Source organism: Bacillus sp. FSL K6-2865 (assembly GCF_040311405.1).
GTDB lineage: Bacteria > Bacillota > Bacilli > Bacillales > Bacillaceae > Bacillus > Bacillus velezensis.
Map to the genome: position 1 here is coordinate 2,681,950 of NZ_CP152036.1, position 18,194 is coordinate 2,700,143.

Genomic DNA, 18,194 nt, shown 5'->3' on the forward strand with positions numbered 1-18,194 from the left:
ACTTATTTTTTCGTTTCGTCGTCTTTTACTTCTTCGTATTCCGCATCGACAACGTTGTCATCCGCTTTTTTGCCTTCAGCGTTTGCTCCGCCTTCAGCCTGCTGCGCTTTCGCCGCTTCTTCGTAAAGCTTCATAGAAAGCTCTTGAACGATTGTTTGAAGCTCATCTTTTTTCGCTTTGATGTCTTCAATTTCGTTTTTCTCGATAGCGGCTTTCAGCGCGTCTTTCGCGTCGTTTGCTTTTTTCACTTGCTCTTCGTCCACTTTGCCTTCCAGATCTTTTAATGTTTTTTCCGTTTGGAACACAAGCTGGTCAGCTTCGTTGCGGACTTCGATTTCTTCTTTTCTCTTCGCATCAGCGTCAGCGTTTTCTTCCGCTTCTTTTACCATGCGTTCGATCTCATCATCAGAAAGACCTGAAGAAGATTTGATTGTAATGTTTTGTTCTTTTCCTGTGCCTAAGTCTTTCGCTCTTACGTTTACGATACCGTTTTTGTCAATATCGAAAGAAACTTCGATTTGCGGTACGCCGCGCGGTGCAGGCGGGATATCAGTAAGCTGGAAGCGGCCGAGCGTTTTGTTGTCGGCAGACATCGGGCGCTCACCTTGAAGCACGTGAATGTCAACAGCCGTTTGGTTGTCAGCTGCAGTTGAGAATACTTGAGACTTGCTCGTCGGAATTGTCGTGTTGCGGTCGATCAGTTTCGTGAACACGCCGCCCATTGTTTCAATACCGAGAGAAAGCGGTGTAACGTCAAGAAGAACAACGTCTTTTACGTCTCCCGTGATGACGCCGCCTTGAATCGCTGCACCCAGTGCTACAACTTCATCAGGGTTTACGCCTTTATGCGCTTCTTTACCCGTTTCTTTTTTGATTGCTTCCTGTACGGCTGGAATACGTGTTGATCCGCCGACAAGGATAACTTTGTCGATTTCGCTCGCAGAAAGATCCGCATCTTGAAGAGCCTGACGGACAGGAGCCATTGTGCGCTCAACAAGGTGAGCGGAAAGCTCTTCGAATTTAGCGCGGGTCAGTGTCAGCTCAAGGTGAAGAGGGCCTGCTTCTCCCGCTGTGATAAATGGTAAAGAAATTTGTGTAGATGAAACGCCGGAAAGATCTTTTTTCGCTTTCTCAGCCGCATCTTTCAAACGCTGAAGCGCCATTTTGTCTTTTGAAAGATCAATGCCGTTTTCTTTTTTGAATTCTGCTACGAGATGATCGATGATGACTTGGTCAAAGTCGTCCCCGCCAAGACGGTTGTCACCGGCAGTTGAACGGACTTCAAACACGCCGTCGCCAAGTTCAAGAACAGATACGTCAAACGTACCGCCGCCAAGGTCGTAAACAAGAATCGTTTGGTCTTCGTCCGTTTTATCAAGTCCGTATGCAAGCGCTGCTGCAGTCGGCTCGTTGATAATACGTTCTACTTCAAGACCGGCGATTTTACCGGCATCTTTTGTCGCTTGGCGCTCCGCATCGTTGAAGTATGCAGGAACCGTGATAACGGCTTTTGAAACTGTTTCGCCGAGGTAGCTTTCAGCATATGCTTTCAGATGCTGAAGGATAATAGCTGACACTTCTTGAGGCGTGTAGTCTTTTCCTTCGATTTCCACTTTATAGTCAGTACCCATATGGCGTTTGACAGACATGATTGTGTTAGGGTTTGTGATGGATTGGCGTTTTGCCACTTCCCCTACTTGGCGCTCGCCGTTTTTAAATGCAACGACTGACGGAGTCGTACGGTTTCCTTCAGCGTTGGCGATAACTGTAGGCTCTCCGCCTTCAAGCACTGCCACACATGAGTTTGTCGTACCCAAGTCAATTCCGATTACTTTACTCACTTTGAATTACCTCCTGCTATGTAGTTATTGATTCACTTTTACCATTGAAGGACGAATGACGCGATCCTTCAGTTTGTAGCCTTTTTGCAGTTCTTCGATAACAATATTGCTGCCGAAGTTTTCATCTTCCACCTGCATGACGGCTTGGTGAAGGTTCGGATCAAATTCCTGGCCGACAGCTTCGATGGCTTGAACGCCTTCTTTTTCAAGTGCGTCCATCAGCTGGCGGCGGACCATTTCCATACCTTGCAGCAAGCTTTTTGTCTGCTCGCTTTCAGCTTCTACCTGTAACGCCCGTTCAAAGTTGTCGAGCGCCGGAAGGATTTCCGTTACGACGTTTTGAGAACGGTATTTCTGAGCAGCTTCCATTTCAAGGCGGCTGCGTCGTTTATAGTTTTCAAAGTCTGCTTGAACACGCAAAAGCTTGTTTTCTTTTTCATCAAGCAAACCCTGCAATTCATCAATTTGGTGCTGAAGGGCTTCTTCCTGACCTGCCGTTTCTTCATGCTGCTCTTGTGAAGCGGCTTGTTCTGCCTGTTCTGTCACTTCTTCTTGTTCTGCTGCTTCAACCTGTTCTGCGGTTTGTTTTTCTTCTGACATTGTGTTCACCTCCCTCAAATGCTGTAAAAAGATGACTGAAAATGATTGCCAAAATTCCCTTATTCATCATACAAACTTGTGAATGCTTTTGACAAGTCCGAAGTCACGTGCTGCAGCAGGCTGACGACTCTTGAATAATTCATGCGCGTCGGCCCGATAATGGCGATTGATCCGATCTGTTTCGTATCAACTGTATAGGTGGCCGTGATTAAACTGCAGTTTTCCATTTCTTCGTAGTCGTTTTCTTTCCCGATTTTGATTGAAATCCCGGCTTTTGATGACTGAAACAGCTTCAGAACATCCTGCTCTTTTTCAATTAAAGATAAGAGCGAGCGGACCCTTTCAATATCATGGAACTCCGGCTGATTCAGCATGTTGATCTTTCCGCCGAAAAACAATTTCTCAACGTGGGCCGCCGGATGGAATGTGGAGCGGAGCGATTCAAGTATGCTGTCATAGTTGGCGATATGCTGCCTTAAATATGTGACAACCTCTTTGAAAATGCGCTCATTCAGTTCGTCCATCGGCACGCCCGCTAATCGATCGTTTAGTATATTGACCAGTTTTTCAATATCGGCCAAATCCACTTTAGCCGGGAAATTGATGGTGCGGTTTTCGACATGCCCCGTGTTCGTGACGAGGATGGCGACCGCCTTATCCGGCTGGATCGGAACGATTTGAATCTGTTTAAGATAGTTCTCGCTCAGCGTCGGCCCGAGGACAATCGATGTGTAGTTTGTCAGGTCGGACAGGATTTGCGCTGATTTTTGGACTGTTTTTTCCAGCTCGAAGATTTTTTCTTTAAATATCGAGTGAATTAAATCCAGATCGGTTTTTGTCAGCTTGACGGGTGACAGCAAATGATCGACATAATACCTGTACCCTTTTTCCGACGGAATCCGTCCTGAGGATGAATGGGTTTTTTCAATAAAGCCCAATTCCTCCAAGTCAGCCATCTCGTTTCTGATCGTTGCAGAGCTGAATGTAATCTCGTCTTTTTTTGAAAGAGTTCTTGATCCTACAGGCTGCGCTGATTGTATAAAATCATTAATAATCACTTGCAGGATCAACAGCTGACGATTTGTTAACATCATCATCACCCCTGTTAGCACTCAAGGTCAGCGAGTGCTAATTCTATATCAAAAGTAACAAACCAAAAGAAAAATGTCAATTATAACTCACCCAAAAAAGCGCCAAAAACCTCATTTCCTAATAATTTGCCCTCATGCGTTAATGCAACCGATTCTTCCGTGTCACAGATCAGGCCTTTTTCGGTTAAATCTTTGAGAACATCGGGAAACAGTTCGTCGACCGAGCGTCCGAATTTATCGAGAAAAGCTTGCTTTTGTACGCCGGACATTTTTCTGAGACCGAGGAACATTTCTTCTTCAATCTGCTCCTCACGTGTCACCTCGTGCGTGTCACGGTAAGGCAGCCCCTTTTCTTCGATGAGCTGCATGTAATGTTTCACAGGCCCGGCGTTGACGGTGCGCGTGCCGCTGATATATCCGTGAGCGCCTGCGCCAAAACCGAAATACTCTTCATTGCTCCAATACGTCAGATTATGCTGGGACTCGTATCCGGGCTTTGCAAAGTTACTGATCTCGTATTGACGGATGCCCGCTTCACTCATCTGCCTCATGACCGTTTCATACATCTCGGCCTCTTGTTCTTGCGCCGGGAGATGCAGGCGGCCTTTTTGCATTAAATTATAAAACACCGTTTTCGGCTCTACGATCAGCGAGTAAACGGAATAGTGCTCCGCATCAAGAGACAAAGCCGTTTTGACGGAATTGTCAAGATCGGCCAGCGTCTGACCCGGCAGGCCGAACATTAAATCGAGACTGATGTTGTCGAAGCCGAGAGCCCTCGCACGTTCAAATGAAGTGAATACGTCCTTTTGTTTATGCACTCTGCCGATTTTTTGTAAAAGCTCATCTTCAAAGGTTTGAACACCGAAGCTCAGCCGGTTGATACCGGCATTTTTCATGATTTTTAATTTTTCCGGGGACAAATCATCCGGATTCGCTTCCGCGGCAAATTCTATGAGTCCGTCAGAAGGCTTCAGCACGCGGTGAATGGAATCCATCAATTTTTCCAGCTGGACGGGTGAGAGCGATGTCGGCGTGCCTCCCCCGATAAAAATCGTGCGGAGATCAGGGCGTCCCGTCCGTTCTATTGTATTTATCATTTCCTTTTCGAGTGAGTTTAAGTACTCATCGACAGGCTGGCTCTGAATAAAATATTTATTGAAATCGCAATAGTGGCAGATATGCTCACAAAACGGAATATGAATATAAGCTGATTTCATTTTGAAACACCTTCTTCTTTACAGAAAGAAGCCGCAGCGCGGGACTGCGGCGGCTTCCGTTATTTTTTCGGGCTGTCATCCATTTTAAGAACGGCCATAAACGCTTCCTGCGGCACTTCTACTGAGCCGACCTGCTTCATCCGGCGTTTTCCTTCTTTTTGTTTTTCAAGAAGCTTCCGTTTCCGCGAGATGTCTCCGCCGTAACATTTAGCCAATACGTTTTTACGCATCGCTTTAATGGTAGAGCGGGCCACGATTTTCTGGCCGATCGCCGCTTGAATCGGTACTTCAAAGTGCTGGCGCGGAATGAGCTCTTTCAGTTTTTCTACAATTACTTTTCCGCGTTCGTACGCGTAATCGCGATGCACGATAAATGAAAGGGCGTCGATTTTTTCTCCGTTCAGCATAATGTCCATCTTGACAAGTTTAGACGGTTTGTAGCCGATCAGTTCGTAATCAAAGGACGCGTACCCTTTCGTGCTTGATTTCAGCTGATCAAAAAATTCATATACGATTTCCGCTAATGGCATGTCATAGACAATGCTGACACGATTTGCGTCTAAATATTGCATGTCGATAAAATTGCCGCGTTTTCCTTGGCAAAGCTCCATCACCGCACCGACATAATCGTTCGGCACCATCATTGTCGCTTTTACATACGGCTCCTCGATTCTTTCGATCTTTTGTGGGTCAGGCATGTTGGACGGGTTGTCAACAACAACCTTTTCGCCGTCTGTCATATACACATCATAGATAACACTCGGTGCCGTTGTGATCAGGTCGATTTTAAACTCACGCTCAATCCGCTCCTGAATGATTTCCATGTGAAGCATACCTAAAAATCCGCAGCGGAAACCGAATCCGAGCGCTTGGGATGTCTCTGCTTCATATTGAAGCGATGAGTCATTCAGTTCAAGCTTCTCAAGAGCTTCCCTTAAATCATTGTATTTGGCCGTATCGATCGGATACAAACCGCAATACACCATCGGGTTCAGCTTGCGATACCCAGGCAATGCTTCGGCAGCCTGATTGGCCGCGCTTGTTATCGTGTCACCGACGCGTGTGTCACCGACATTTTTGATCGCAGCAGTTAAAAAGCCTACATCGCCGACAGTCAGTTCATCTGTCGGAGTTGCTTTCGGCGTGAACACACCGACTTCTGTCACTTCAAACTCTTTTCCGGTTGCCATCATTTTAATTTTCTGGCCCGGTTTGACCGTTCCTTCTACGACTCTGATATACGCGACGACTCCGCGGTACGCGTCATAAAGCGAGTCAAAGATGAGCGCTTTCAGCGGAGCTTCCGGATCTCCCGCGGGAGCCGGCACTTTTTCTACGATCTGTTCTAAAATGTCTTCGATGCCGATGCCCGCTTTCGCTGAAGCGAGGACGGCGTCTGAAGCGTCAAGGCCGATAACGTCCTCAACCTCTTGACGCACACGTTCTGGCTCTGCGCTCGGGAGATCGATTTTATTAATGACAGGAAGAATCTCAAGATCATTATCAAGCGCCAGATAGACGTTCGCCAATGTCTGCGCTTCTATTCCCTGAGCCGCATCAACAACGAGAATCGCGCCTTCACAGGCAGCCAGGCTTCGCGATACTTCATATGTAAAGTCGACGTGTCCGGGCGTGTCGATGAGATGAAATATATATTCTTCTCCGTCTTTTGCTTTGTATTTCAGCTGAACGGAATTTAATTTGATGGTAATTCCCCGTTCGCGTTCAAGGTCCATTGAATCAAGCAATTGTTCTTTCATTTCCCGCTGGGTGATCGCCGATGTTTTTTCTAAAATCCGATCCGCCAAGGTCGATTTGCCGTGGTCTATGTGGGCGATGATGGAGAAATTCCGGATTCTTGACTGCCTCTCTAAACGCTTTTCTTTATCTGTCACAATCTATCACTCCTACTATTAAACGCAAAATACACTAGCTTAGATTATATCAATAGGATTGTAAACATTCAATTAAAACAAGAAAGAGAAAAGCTTCCTTTAAGGAATCATCCGCTTTTCTCTTCATCAATGCTAACGGTTCAGTTTCGAAACCCACTCATACATCGCCTGCGCCGAGTCCGTCACGGTATTTGAAAGGGTTTCTCCGACTTTTGAAAACAGGTTGAAGGTTTCCGCCTGTTCCAGCTGTTTTTGTTTTTCTTCCAGATCTTTCGCCGTAACGGTTTGCCCCAAAATGGAAGCTTCTTTTTCCTGTCCTTCTCCGCCGCCGAGCGTGAATGCTCCTTTTAAGGAAGGGTCTTTGTATCCTTTCATATCAAGCATTCCGCTGTTTGCCTGCTGCATGCCGAACAATACGCCGAAAAACATGACAATGGCGATCAGCAGGCATTTGCCGGTAAAACGGATCATTCGAATCACCTGATTTCTATTGTTTTTTCTTCTCTCCTGATTGCGAGCTGACCTTTTCTGCATCCCAGTACAGTTCGCTGAACACATCGGCCACGGCATCTGATGCGCGCCTCAGTTCTTCAAGATTGTTATCCACGCCCCCGAATTCCAGCAGAAGCGACCGGTCGTTTAAATCTTGGTTGTATACTCCATTATCTCCCGGAGAGCCTTTTGATAAAACACCGACGCTTAAGCCGGGGTATTTTTTCTCCATCAGCTTATGAAGTTCACTTGCGAGTTTATAGTTTTCTTCAAAATTAGCGCTTTTTTTGCCGACGACGATGGCGACTCTGGCATAGCTTTTTCCTTTGATGTCGGCTGTCGTATTTTTCTTGCGGCGGGAATCCCGGTGAATGTCTATGGTATATTGCAGGTTTTTATTTTTGGCGAGCGCGCTTTTTACGACCGGCCTTGATTCGTCGTAGCTTCGCGCATAATTTAAACCGTCTTTGTTCAGGCGGGCCTGAATGTCGGTTTTATCTACGGTCGCTCCTACACCTTGCGCTTCAAGCGCTTTTCCGAACATATCTCCGACAAGCGTGACATTGGCCTTCGAATGGCGGGCGTTATCCGGATTTGTTTCCCCCTTTAACAGAGGAAGATAGGATTCGGTATTATGAGTGTGGTAAATAAAAACGACTTTTTTGCTGCCTGTTGAATGTTTCGGCGGCGCCGTTTCTTCTTTTTTCGTTTTGTTTTCAATTTCTGCCAGGTTCACTTCTTTTTCTTTTTCCATCACCTTTGACGGCGGCGGAGATTCAGCCGGCATATTCGTATAATCCGTCCCCTGCCCCGCCAGAAGGATCTCCGTATCATATTGGGCAAATCCCGGCAGCTCACGTCCCAAGAAACTCCGCGGGTCTTCCATATTAATGCTTGTCGCCAGTTTTAAGGACAGCCGGGACAGCTGAAAAGAGTCTTTTTCAGGAAGCTCTGAGGCGAAATAATGATTTTCCATGCCGAGGAGGTGTGCAAACGCGTCACCCGGAAGTTCTCCGGCAATTCCGTGAAGAGAATCCGAAGAAAGCCTCAGTTCAGGGCGAAGCGATGTGAGCACACCCGATAATACGAAAATAACGATAAGGCTTGTCATAAACAAAAACATGCCCTTGAGCGCATTTCCACCGTTTACTGCAACGACAATTTGACGGTTTCTGCGTTTTTTTCTCATGATTTGAATCCCTCCAGCGCTTGTCTAGTAATTACTCTATGAACAAGCTAGAGGAGGTAGAACCATTTTAATGATTATAAGAACCTTTGTTATCTTGTGACACTTTTTCATGAAGGGCGGTGTTTAACCCGTTTGCAAGTACGTTCGCCATATCATCAATAAAGGTGTCAATCTCCTTCGGCGTGACCATCAGATTATGGCCGAGCGGAGAAAGCACTTCGTGAATCAGCTGGCGTTTTTCGTTTTCGTCCAGCGTGCCGACAATACCGAGAAAGGATTGGCGTTCTTTTTCTCCGGGAAGGTCTTCGTCTGTCAGCACCTTCTTTTTGCCGAAGTTCATTCCGGCGGGCACCAGAGATCTTGACGGGCTGTCATCTTTCATCTCTCTTCCGAAATGTTTTAATATATAATCCACCGTATCGCTTGCGATCGTAACCGCATCAACGACAGTCGGTACCCCGATTGCGATGACGGGAATGCCGAGCGTTTCCTTGCTTAATTCTTTTCTCTTATTGCCGACGCCTGATCCCGGGTGAATGCCCGTATCAGAAAATTGGATGGTCGTGTTCACCCTTTCAACGGCTCTGGCCGCAAGAGCGTCTACCGCGATCACAAAATCCGGCTTTGATTCTTTGATCACACCTTGAATAATATCGCTCGTTTCAATTCCCGTTAATCCCATCACACCGGGAGCAAGCGCGCTGACCGGCCTGTACCCTTCTTGCACGTTTTCCGGCTGAAGCCTGAACAGATGCCTTGTCACAAGAAGGTTTTCGGTCACGAGAGGGCCGAGCGCATCCGGCGTCACATTCCAGTTGCCCAGACCGACGATCAAACAGCTTGCATCCTTTGGAATCTTTAATGCCGACAGATAGGCGGAAAATTCCTCGGCAAACACTTCCGTTACTTTTTCCTGCATGTCAGAGTCGTGTTCCCGAACCCCTTGAGCCTCGATCGTGACATAGCGTCCCTGCTTTTTCCCCGATAGCTCGGCGCCTTCTTTGGTAATATCGACGGTTCTGACTTTAATGCCGCCCTTGTCGCGTTCTTTTTCAATAAACCCGTTTATTTCTTTTTTCTGACCGGCTTGTCCGTCTTTTACCGCCTGTTTCGTTTCTACCGCTAAATCCGTCCGTATCAGAAATTGATTGACATCCAGTTCGTTGTTTTTCACAGGGAAGACCTCCTTCAATCATCGTGGTACATAGTGTGGCCATTTACAAAACGAATCATGCGAATTTACCCATCAACGAAAAATACTTTACATTTATATTGCAATCTAAAGTTCTGTTTGATAGAATACAATTTGTTCTATTGTGAAGAAGATTTAACCTTAAGACACTGTGCTACAGGTTGTATCTTAGGAGGTGAAACACATGCCAAACATTAAATCAGCGATTAAACGTACAAAAACAAACAACGAACGCCGCGCTCATAACGCGACAATCAAATCTGCTATGCGTACTGCAATCAAACAAGTTGAAGCTTCTGTTGCTAACAACGAAGCGGATAAAGCGAAAACTGCTCTTTCTGAAGCAGCGAAACGCATTGATAAAGCAGTGAAAACAGGTCTTGTACACAAAAATGCCGCAGCTCGATACAAATCTAGACTTGCGAAACAAGTGAACGGACTTTCTGCATAATACAAAAACGATCCCTTTAAAGGGGATCGTTTTTTTCATTCAGTCCGGAGAAGCTCAAGGAGAAAGAGCTCCAGCAAGAGCTGCTTGTCCTTTTTCCCCGTTTTCATTTCATAATCCATCACTGCGAGTCTTTCTATAATACGCCGCAGCTCTTCTTCAGAAAAAAGCGTCGCCTGATCCATCGCCAGTTTTACCCGGAAGGGGTGCACCTTTAAGTTGGAAGCGATTTGCTTTTGGCCGTATCCTTGTCCCGCAAAATACTTTGTCTGCATAATCAGACGGAATTGGTTGGCGATCAGCGCCATAATTTTGATCGGTTCTTCGTTTTGTTTTAAAAGATCATAAAATATTTGAAGACTTTCCGTCCGTTTTCGGTTCACGATTTTGTTGATCAGCTCAAAAATATTCTGCTCCAAACTTCTTGCGACGAGCTCCCGGACATCTTCAAGTGTGATCTCATGTCTGTCACCGGTGTAGGCAGAGAGTTTTTGTATTTCCTGATATATGGATGACAGATGGCCGTTTGCAAGCAGAACCAAATGCTCGGCAGCTTCTGTATCGATCATTTTATTTTCGGATTTCGCCAGATTAATCGTAAAATCAGTTGTCTCCTTTGCATTCAGCTCCTTAGCTTCAATCATAAGGGCTTTTTGCTTCAGCGCTTTCGTCAGCTTTTTCCGTTCGTCCAGTTTCTCATACGGAGCCACAATCACAAAGACCGTGTAAGGTGCAGGCTCCTTCAGATAAGTCTCCAGAGCGGCTGTATTATGCTCTATTTTTTCTTTCTTTTTTTCCCCTGTTAAAAAAGACGGATTTTTTACGATGACCAGCCGCTTCTCTCCCATAAACGGAAACGTTTCCGCATCGGTTACGGCCTGGTCAAGCGGATCCTCTTCAAGATCAAAAACAGACAGGTTAAAATCCTTAGTCTCCTCATCAACGACAGCTTGTCTAATCCGGCTGACAGTTTCTTGGAGCAGATACGTTTCTTTTCCGTATAAGCAATAAACGGAGCGGACATCCCCTTTTTTCAGGGCTTTCCAAACATCAAATACCATGATCGTATGACTTCCTCTCTTTCTTGATCCCCTTCTATCCTAAATTGAGTTTGGCAAATAGTAAAGAGGAAGCTTTAAGGACAGCTTCCTCATTTATAATAAACGCCTGATTCACAAGCTCCCGGGTCTGCTTGTAAAAAGGCGATAATCACAAGAACAGAAAACGTTACCATCACTTCTAGATTTTTCAAAACAATTCCAGTATACTTAGGGAAGTCAGGAGGGATGAAATTGAATGATTTTGAAAAAAACGTTCAAAGCAAACGAAATGATGCTGTTGACTCAGCTGTCGGTTTTGTCGTGTCCTTCGGATTTTTCGCCTTTTTGTTCGTGATGGCAACAGCCATCCATCTTATCGGCTCTTAGCCGCATTCCGGGCTGCTGTCAATCGGCAGTCTTTTTTACTTCTTGCGCCCTGGTTTCTTCTATATCATATGGAGGGAAGACGGAAAACGTTCCGGCGCCTTTTTTAAATCTGTATTGAATCGTTCCGCTGATATCGGTGCGAAGCACATTGACAGAGTACGCCTTCAAACGATCCAGCACTTCTTCATGCGGATGATGGTATCGATTCTCTTTTCCTGCTGAAATCAGCGCTGCTTCCGGCTGAAGCTGCTTCAAAAAGGCTTCACTCGTTGAGCTTTTGCTGCCGTGATGACCCGCCTTCAATATATCAGCCTTCAGATTCGGATACGTTTTCAGGACTTCCGTTTCGCCGTCCGATTCTAAATCTCCCGTCAAAAGCCAGCTCACTCCGCCAAAAACCGTCCAAAGCACCAGTGACGAATCATTTTTACTCCTTCCGTCAGACGACTCCGGAGACAGCACCTGAAACTGAAGATCTCCGGCTGTAATGGTGTCGCCCCGCTTTGCTTCGGCAACGGGAATGTTGTTTTCTTTCGCCATATTTAATATGTTCTGATCTTTCGGTTCTTTTACGAATCCTACGGGGACAATTAACCGTTTGACTCTATGATTTTTGATTAACACTCCGGCTTCCCCGATGTGATCTTGATCCGCATGGGTTAAAATCAGTGCATCCAGCTTTTTCACCCCTTTTCCGTTTAAAAACGGAATCAAAACCTTCTCGCCGATAGAATACGGGTGGCGTTTTTCTTTCCATGATTCTCCGGGATAAGCAATCACTCCCCCTGTATCAACCATTACGGTCCCTTTGCGGTGCGGCGCGCTTATAAACAGTGAGTCTCCCTGCCCGATATCAAGCATATCCGCTTCTCCCCATGGACTGAAATACGGACGGCATATTAAATAAGCCAAAACCGCGCAGAAAAAAAGAGCCGATTTCCTGAGTTTTAAAAAACCTCCCTTTTCCAAAGCCGCAAAAAGCGTAAAAACGGAAACCGCAAGCAGAAGAAGGGAAAGAAAGTCAGGCTTTGACACAATCATAGTAAATAAATCAACGGATGCCGCATATGTAATGAAATCATGCACAGGCTTCATCACAAGGTCAAACATACCAAACAAACATTCTCCCATCTGCCTTGAGAGTAAAAGAAGAAGGAAACCGATGACAGAAACCGGAATGACAAATAACGTATAAAAAGGCACCATCACCATATTCATCGGAAAACTGACAAGTGAAATCTGCTGAAAATGATAGAGAAGAAACGGAAGTGAGCTGAGCTCCGCAATGAATGAAGCCATCGCAAGCCCGGCAAGTCTGCTTTCCCCTGCTTTCTTTAAAATGGAGGATGACAGAATTAAAGAGGCGCTTACCGCAAAGGAAAGCTGGAAGCCCGCCTGCCAAAGGAAGTAAGGATTAAACAGCAGAAGCAGCAGATAAGACAGGGACAATGCAGCAGAGGAATGAATGCCGCGTTTAACAAGAGTTCCGGCGATATAAAACCCCAGCATGAGGGATGCGCGCAATACGGATGGGGCGGCACCGCTCAGCAGCGTATACACCGGCAAAAACAGCAGCAGCAAAATTCCCGCCTTTTCTCTTGTCAGCCCGATTCTGATCAGAGCATAAAATAATCCCGCCGTAATAAGACCGACATGCATTCCGGAAATCGCCATTAAATGAACGACTCCCAAATTTTGATACGCACTCAGTATATCGTCCTCTATAGAAAATCTTTCACCTAAGGTCAGCGCTTCAACAATTCCGGCGGAAGATTCAGGCACGTGATTCCGAATGATCGAAATCAAATTTTTTCTGATGTTCAGCAGTTTAAACAGCGGCTGTTTGGATTTTTCACACTGCTCAATGGAAGTCACGGAAAATAACCAGTGAATCTGCTGAGAGTAAAGATATTCCTTATAATCAAAACCTCCGGGAACCGTCGCATGTGCAGGCTGTTCCAGAGAGCCTGTAAACGTGCAGCGCATCCCCGGTTCAAGCTGTTCAATGAGTCTTTTTTCCTCAAGAGAACGGATTTTGTACGAAGCCGCCCATTTTTCCTTGTCATGTGTACGGATAACAGCTGACATTTTCGCTCCGTCAACCTTCGGAATATTAGTGATGACGGCCTGTTCAGTATAACTGCCGGCCTGATAGCGCGTTACATTCGCAGCGTCACAAACCGTATAAAGAAAGAAATAAAGACAAAAAGAAACGAGGCAGACGATAACCGGAGCATACTGCTTTGTTTTTACAATAATAAAGAGAAGATACAGAAGAAAAAGGAGCAGAACCCAGAAGACATGAGCGGCGGCAATTCCCGCAGTTGCAGAAACCGCCGCCAGAGGCAGAAGAAGGTATTTATATTTCATTTATACGTAACTGGTAAACAGCTCATTGGCCTGTTCATGAATTTTTTTCAGTTCATCTGCCTTAACCCCCGCATCAGATAATTGCTGAATCAGACCTGCTACAAAAGACAATTTTTCACGGTTTTTCAGATCGATGATCATCTCATCAAGTTCGACCTGCTCCACCTTGACTCCGGCTTGGCTGAACAGCTCTTTTGCATAAGGCTGTGTTTTGTAATCTTCGGCATAATAGACCGTTTTGATGCCTGCCTGGATAATTGATTTGCAGCATTGAATACAAGGATAATGCGTCACATAAATTTCGGCGCCTTCCGTCGGAACACCGAACTTAGAACATTGCAGAATCGCATTCATCTCTGCATGTATGGTCCGCTGGCAATGATTATCTATTAAAAGGCATCCTTCATCAGCGCAATGGACGCCGCCGGCGATTGAGCCGTTGTATCCGCCGGCAATCATACGCTTATCTCTGACTATGGTTGCCCCGACTGACAGTCTCGGACATGTGCTTCTCAGCGCCAGCAAATGGCTTTGCGCCATAAAATATTGATTCCATGAGATTCGTTCCACAAGTGTTCCCTCCAAAAAGTCTTGTTGCTTTTCTAAGTTTACATAGATTTAAGCAGAACCGTCAATTCACTTTACCGTAATGGAAGTTTTTATCCGCTCAAATGACTTCTCTCCAAAGCCTGATACATTCATCAAATCTTCAGCAGTCTGAAACCGTCCTTTTTCTTCTCGGTAAGCGATAATCGCTTCCGCTTTTTTCTGCCCCACCCCGGAAATCGCCTGAAGTTCGTCCAGAGATGCCGTATTGATATTGACAGCTGCATTCTCCTTTTCACCCGCCGCTGTTTTCGGGCGATTCTCCTCTTCGCCTTCACTCGGAATATAAACAATCGTCCCGTCCTGCAGCTGCTCTGCTAAATTAACATTCAATTCATCCGCCTTTTTCTTCAGGCCGCCGGCTTTTTCAATGGCTTGCGTCACTCTGTCTCCCGCTTTCATTTCATACACGCCGGGATTTCGGACCGCGCCTTTCACATCAATCATAATCTTGTCGTCTGCGGTGTCTTTTTTGTCCGCGACGGATGCTGAGGCTGTTTGGCCGAGCACGGACTGCTGTTTGACCGGCTCTTCCTTTTCAGAACGAAACAGCCAAATGCAGATAAAAACCGCCCCTGCTACAAGACAAGCGCCCAGAATTTTCAGGTTCCGCCGCAGCCGCTCCGTCATCATCGCTTTCGTCATATTGCATTGCCTCCCCGCATAAGGTTTAGAGGATTAAGGGAAAAAGGAGGGGAATTCATTGAAAATAGGCTTTATCGGCACCGGAAACATGGGAACGATCCTGATTGAATCGTTTATCGAATCAAACGCTGCCGATCCCTCACATATCACCATCACAAACAGAACAATCGAAAAAGCATTAAAACTAAAAGAACGTTTCAGCGGCATCCATGTCACCGAGGATCAGGAAAAGCTCGTACAGGATAATGAAATAATATTCATTTGTGTAAAACCGCTGGATATATATCCTTTGCTGAAAAAACTCACACCGCATTTACGGAAAGATCACATTTTAATCTCCATTACCAGCCCCGTTCAGACGGATCAGATTGAACATACGGTTCCGTGTCAGACGGCCCGCGTCATTCCGAGCATTACGAACCGCGCCTTGGCCGGCGTCTCGCTTGTTACGTTCGGCAAAAGCTGCAGCGAGGCTGCAAAAGCGGATATTCAAACGCTGTTCACTCATATTTCAAAACCTGTAGAAATCAGCAGCGGCATTACAAGAGCGGCGTCAGACATTGTCAGCTGCGGGCCCGCTTTTATGAGTTATCTCGTTCAACGCTTTATTGACGCGGCAGTGGAAGAAACGGACATCACCAAAGAAGAAGCCGTGATTATGTCGACGGAAATGCTTGTCGGTCTCGGAAAGCTTCTGGAAACAGGGCATTACACACTTCCCGCCTTGCAGGAAAAAGTATGCGTAAAAGGCGGCGTCACCGGAGAAGGACTGAAGGCTCTCGAAAGCGGTGTTCAGGATATGTTCAACCGTGTCTTTCAGCGTACACATAACAAATACGATGAAGATATATCGTTAGTGAAGAAGCAATTTCACGTGTAACTGAGTATGCCATAAAGTGCTTTATCGCGCCAATCGCAAAAAATGCATTTTAAAAACCATCGTTCCGTTTAAACGATGGTTTTTGGTTTGCCTGCCGTAAAGAAAAGACGTTCAGACTCTGTTGAAGGAGGCCGGTCTGTAAAATCGGCCGTCACTTTCTTCAGTTCAAATCCGGTCTCTGCAAGCATTTGTTCATATTCTTCAATGTAAAATGTTTTTTGCTCATGCGTCTCGTCATAACGGTCATAAGATTGTCCGTTCCATACAAAAAAGGACATATCATGGATGACAGAAAGCTCTTCATCGCCGGCAAAGCTTTGCCAGATATAGCTGATCTGCTCATCCTGATCCGCATGGGTGCTGTCCGGAAAAAGCTCCGTCATTTTAAATGGGGAATGGACGTCAAACAGAAGCAGGCCGCCCTCCTTCAAAACTTGAAAAACACTTTTGAAGGTGCTTAAGACATCATTTTTCGTTTTTAAGTAATTTAGGGAATCACAGCAGATGACAACGGCATCAAACTGTTCTTCAAAACCGGAAAGCTCTCTCATATCCTGTTGGAGAAAAAGAATCGGCTTTCCCGTTTTTTTCTGCTGGGCACAGCTCAGCATATCTTCACTCAAATCAATCCCCGTGACTTCGCAGCCTTTTTCAGCAAGCCTGATGGATATTTCTCCGGTTCCGCAGGCAAGATCAAGCACCCTTCCCTTTTCCGGAAGAGACGCTTCGATCCAGCCCGCCCATTCATCATACGGCGCATGTGACATTAACTCGTCATATACGCCGGCGAAGCCTTGGTAAATCATGAGTTCAAGCCGAGTTCAAGCTCTGCGAGCGGCGCGTCGCCCCATAGCTTTTCAAGATTGTAGTAACTTCTTTCATCTTTATGGAAAACGTGGACAATGACGTCGCCGAGATCAACTAAAATCCAGCGGGCCTCATCAAACCCTTCCATCTTTTTGACATCAATGCCGTTTTCTTCTGCCTGATCTTTAATTTCACGCGCAATTGCCTGAACCTGCTTATCAGAATTCCCGTGGCAGATTAAAAAGTAATCCGCTATAAGTGAGATTCCTTCCATGTCCAGCGCTAAAATATCTTCTGCACGTTTATCGTCGCATGCTTTTGCCGCGATTTTTAATACGGAAGCTTGATTCATTCTTTAAATTCCTCCTGTCAATTTTGAGACACCAGCCAATTATAGGTTGCAAACGTCTCCGGAAAGACCGGCTGGTTTTTTTTCATCAGAAATATCATTGTATTTTTCATTGCTTGTATGAGCGCTTCGTTCAGATCTGTTTCCGCCAGACGGCGCACCTCTTCCACTCCGGGGAAATGGCGTCCGGGTTCAATGTAATCCGCAACGTAAATGACTTTGTCTAAAAGGGTCATTCCGGGACGCCCTGACGTGTGATAGCGGATTGCATCCAAGATCTCAGGATCAGTGATCCCCGCTTCTTTCTCAGCCAAATACGCTCCCACAGGGGCATGCCACAGCTCGGCATTGTAATCCAAGAGCTCAGCCGGCATTTTTTCCCGCACGATGATCTGCTTCATTTCTTCTTTCGGCCGGAATTTCGCATAATCATGAAAAATAGCCGCCATTTCCGCTTTTTTCGGGTCTGCTCCGAACCGGCCTGCGAGAATAACCGCCGTATCTGTCACGCCGATTGTGTGGATGTAGCGATGCTCGGTCAGCTGCTCTTTGACGCAGGCAAGTGCTTCCTCACGATTCATATAAATCATTCTCCTCTATATACTGCCTCACTTTATCCGGCATTAAGTATTGCGTCGGCTTTTTTGCTTTGAGACGTTCTCTCAGCATCGTTGACGAAACGTCAAATTCCGGAACGTCGGCAAAAAGCAGCGGGTACGGGGTCTCAATATGATACCCCGGGCGCCGTACTCCGATAAATTGAATGAGCGTGAGAAGTTCGTCCAGTTTGTACCATTTCGGCAGATATTCAATCATATCCGCTCCGATAATAAAGAAAAGCTTGTCGTTCGGGTGCCGCTCCTTCAGTAAACGGACGGTATCATAGGTATAAGAAGGGCCTTTCCGGTCCATTTCCGCAAGCTCAAGCTTAAAGCCGGAATTAGAGCTGATGGCAAGCTTCAGCATCTCCACCCGGTGCCGGCTGTCTGTAAAGTCTTCATTCTGCTTATGCGGAGGGATTTTATTGGGCATAAACCAAATCTCATCGAGCTCCGCCTGATGAAGGACTTCATTAGCCATCAGAAGATGTCCGTTGTGCGGAGGGTCAAATGTGCCCCCGAATATTCCGATTTTCTTCATGT

Annotated in this window: 18 protein-coding genes and 2 pseudogenes; 3 read left to right on the top strand and 17 right to left on the bottom strand. The window is 46.1% G+C overall.

The features are described 5' to 3' along the window. Positions 1 to 2: 2 nt before the first annotated feature. The 8 genes from dnaK to gpr all read right to left on the bottom strand — a co-directional run bounded on the left by dnaK (position 3) and on the right by gpr (position 9,502). A complete protein-coding gene (gene dnaK / locus NYE42_RS13140; protein WP_007408273.1) occupies positions 3 to 1,841 on the bottom strand; it encodes a molecular chaperone DnaK in 1,839 nt (612 codons plus the stop codon). A gap of 24 nt (positions 1,842 to 1,865) precedes the next feature. After that, positions 1,866 to 2,441, bottom strand: a complete 576-nt coding sequence (gene grpE / locus NYE42_RS13145; protein ID WP_020956094.1) for a nucleotide exchange factor GrpE — start codon at positions 2,439 to 2,441, stop codon at positions 1,866 to 1,868. Between the two features lie 59 nt (positions 2,442 to 2,500). Further along, positions 2,501 to 3,532: a heat-inducible transcriptional repressor HrcA gene (gene hrcA, locus NYE42_RS13150; protein ID WP_003152889.1), complete on the bottom strand. Its 1,032-nt coding sequence runs from the start codon at positions 3,530 to 3,532 to the stop codon at positions 2,501 to 2,503. Between the two features lie 80 nt (positions 3,533 to 3,612). Beyond that, a complete protein-coding gene (hemW, locus tag NYE42_RS13155) occupies positions 3,613 to 4,752 on the bottom strand; it encodes a radical SAM family heme chaperone HemW (protein WP_015417851.1) in 1,140 nt (379 codons plus the stop codon). Positions 4,753 to 4,811: 59 nt separating this feature from the next. After that, positions 4,812 to 6,647 carry a translation elongation factor 4 gene (gene lepA, locus NYE42_RS13160; protein ID WP_014418416.1) on the bottom strand — a complete coding sequence of 612 codons (1,836 nt, stop codon included), beginning with the start codon at positions 6,645 to 6,647 and terminating at the stop codon, positions 4,812 to 4,814. 132 nt (positions 6,648 to 6,779) lie between these two features. After that, a complete protein-coding gene (locus tag NYE42_RS13165) occupies positions 6,780 to 7,118 on the bottom strand; it encodes a YqxA family protein (RefSeq protein WP_095352939.1) in 339 nt (112 codons plus the stop codon). Between the two features lie 16 nt (positions 7,119 to 7,134). Next, complete coding sequence (locus NYE42_RS13170) at positions 7,135 to 8,328, bottom strand: stage II sporulation protein P (protein ID WP_007612673.1); 1,194 nt, start codon at positions 8,326 to 8,328, stop codon at positions 7,135 to 7,137. Positions 8,329 to 8,395: 67 nt separating this feature from the next. Then, entirely contained in the window at positions 8,396 to 9,502 is a 1,107-nt protein-coding gene (gene gpr, locus NYE42_RS13175) for a GPR endopeptidase (protein ID WP_007408268.1), read from the bottom strand. Positions 9,503 to 9,704: 202 nt separating this feature from the next. Between gpr and rpsT the strand changes: the two genes are divergently transcribed. After that, a complete protein-coding gene (gene rpsT / locus NYE42_RS13180) occupies positions 9,705 to 9,971 on the top strand; it encodes a 30S ribosomal protein S20 (protein ID WP_003152876.1) in 267 nt (88 codons plus the stop codon). A 16-nt stretch (positions 9,972 to 9,987) separates the two neighbouring features. Here rpsT and holA read toward each other — a convergent pair. Together holA and NYE42_RS13190 are read right to left on the bottom strand one after the other, a co-directional pair. Continuing rightward, a pseudogene (gene holA, locus NYE42_RS13185) lies at positions 9,988 to 11,029 on the bottom strand (DNA polymerase III subunit delta). Between the two features lie 39 nt (positions 11,030 to 11,068). Next, positions 11,069 to 11,220: pseudogene (locus NYE42_RS13190) on the bottom strand (hypothetical protein). Between the two features lie 40 nt (positions 11,221 to 11,260). Here NYE42_RS13190 and NYE42_RS13195 point away from each other — a divergent pair. Then, entirely contained in the window at positions 11,261 to 11,395 is a 135-nt protein-coding gene (locus NYE42_RS13195) for a YqzM family protein (RefSeq protein ID WP_003152870.1), read from the top strand. 18 nt (positions 11,396 to 11,413) lie between these two features. On the opposite strand, the gene NYE42_RS13200 is transcribed toward NYE42_RS13195, so the two are convergent. From NYE42_RS13200 to NYE42_RS13210, 3 genes are all read right to left on the bottom strand, one after another. Further along, entirely contained in the window at positions 11,414 to 13,765 is a 2,352-nt protein-coding gene (locus NYE42_RS13200; protein WP_342496992.1) for a DNA internalization-related competence protein ComEC/Rec2, read from the bottom strand. After that, entirely contained in the window at positions 13,766 to 14,335 is a 570-nt protein-coding gene (locus NYE42_RS13205) for a ComE operon protein 2 (RefSeq protein ID WP_007408264.1), read from the bottom strand. 66 nt (positions 14,336 to 14,401) lie between these two features. Further along, on the bottom strand, positions 14,402 to 15,016 hold the full coding sequence (locus NYE42_RS13210; RefSeq protein WP_020956097.1) for a helix-hairpin-helix domain-containing protein: 615 nt from the start codon (positions 15,014 to 15,016) through the stop codon (positions 14,402 to 14,404). A 58-nt stretch (positions 15,017 to 15,074) separates the two neighbouring features. Between NYE42_RS13210 and comER the strand changes: the two genes are divergently transcribed. Further along, the gene (gene comER / locus NYE42_RS13215; protein WP_039254409.1) at positions 15,075 to 15,896 is read left to right on the top strand and encodes a late competence protein ComER; all 822 of its coding nucleotides are present in this window, start codon (positions 15,075 to 15,077) and stop codon (positions 15,894 to 15,896) included. A gap of 68 nt (positions 15,897 to 15,964) precedes the next feature. Here the strand turns inward: comER and NYE42_RS13220 are convergent, their stop codons facing one another. Genes NYE42_RS13220 through NYE42_RS13235 form a run of 4 tightly spaced genes read right to left on the bottom strand, consistent with a single transcriptional unit; the run spans position 15,965 to position 18,192 of the window. Then, positions 15,965 to 16,702, bottom strand: a complete 738-nt coding sequence (locus NYE42_RS13220) for a class I SAM-dependent methyltransferase (RefSeq protein ID WP_015417856.1) — start codon at positions 16,700 to 16,702, stop codon at positions 15,965 to 15,967. Further along, entirely contained in the window at positions 16,699 to 17,055 is a 357-nt protein-coding gene (gene rsfS, locus NYE42_RS13225) for a ribosome silencing factor (RefSeq protein ID WP_007408260.1), read from the bottom strand. Before rsfS ends, NYE42_RS13220 begins: the two co-directional genes overlap by 4 nt. Positions 17,056 to 17,072: 17 nt before the next feature. After that, positions 17,073 to 17,633, bottom strand: coding sequence for a bis(5'-nucleosyl)-tetraphosphatase (symmetrical) YqeK (yqeK, locus tag NYE42_RS13230; protein ID WP_014418422.1), 561 nt, complete (start codon positions 17,631 to 17,633; stop codon positions 17,073 to 17,075). Continuing rightward, positions 17,623 to 18,192: a nicotinate-nucleotide adenylyltransferase gene (locus tag NYE42_RS13235; protein ID WP_007408258.1), complete on the bottom strand. Its 570-nt coding sequence runs from the start codon at positions 18,190 to 18,192 to the stop codon at positions 17,623 to 17,625. The genes yqeK and NYE42_RS13235 overlap by 11 nt, the downstream gene beginning before the upstream one ends. Positions 18,193 to 18,194: the final 2 nt, after the last annotated feature.

Coding starts and splice junctions, on each gene's coding strand:
- NYE42_RS13200 (WP_342496992.1), bottom strand. CDS start 13,765: ATGAAATATAAATACCTTCTTCTGCCTCTGGCGGCGGTTTCTGCAACT.
- hrcA (WP_003152889.1), bottom strand. CDS start 3,532: ATGTTAACAAATCGTCAGCTGTTGATCCTGCAAGTGATTATTAATGAT.
- NYE42_RS13235 (WP_007408258.1), bottom strand. CDS start 18,192: ATGAAGAAAATCGGAATATTCGGGGGCACATTTGACCCTCCGCACAAC.
- rpsT (WP_003152876.1), top strand. CDS start 9,705: ATGCCAAACATTAAATCAGCGATTAAACGTACAAAAACAAACAACGAA.
- grpE (WP_020956094.1), bottom strand. CDS start 2,441: ATGTCAGAAGAAAAACAAACCGCAGAACAGGTTGAAGCAGCAGAACAA.
- NYE42_RS13165 (WP_095352939.1), bottom strand. CDS start 7,118: ATGATCCGTTTTACCGGCAAATGCCTGCTGATCGCCATTGTCATGTTT.
- rsfS (WP_007408260.1), bottom strand. CDS start 17,055: ATGAATCAAGCTTCCGTATTAAAAATCGCGGCAAAAGCATGCGACGAT.
- yqeK (WP_014418422.1), bottom strand. CDS start 17,633: ATGAATCGTGAGGAAGCACTTGCCTGCGTCAAAGAGCAGCTGACCGAG.
- NYE42_RS13220 (WP_015417856.1), bottom strand. CDS start 16,702: ATGATTTACCAAGGCTTCGCCGGCGTATATGACGAGTTAATGTCACAT.
- NYE42_RS13170 (WP_007612673.1), bottom strand. CDS start 8,328: ATGAGAAAAAAACGCAGAAACCGTCAAATTGTCGTTGCAGTAAACGGT.
- hemW (WP_015417851.1), bottom strand. CDS start 4,752: ATGAAATCAGCTTATATTCATATTCCGTTTTGTGAGCATATCTGCCAC.
- NYE42_RS13210 (WP_020956097.1), bottom strand. CDS start 15,016: ATGACGAAAGCGATGATGACGGAGCGGCTGCGGCGGAACCTGAAAATT.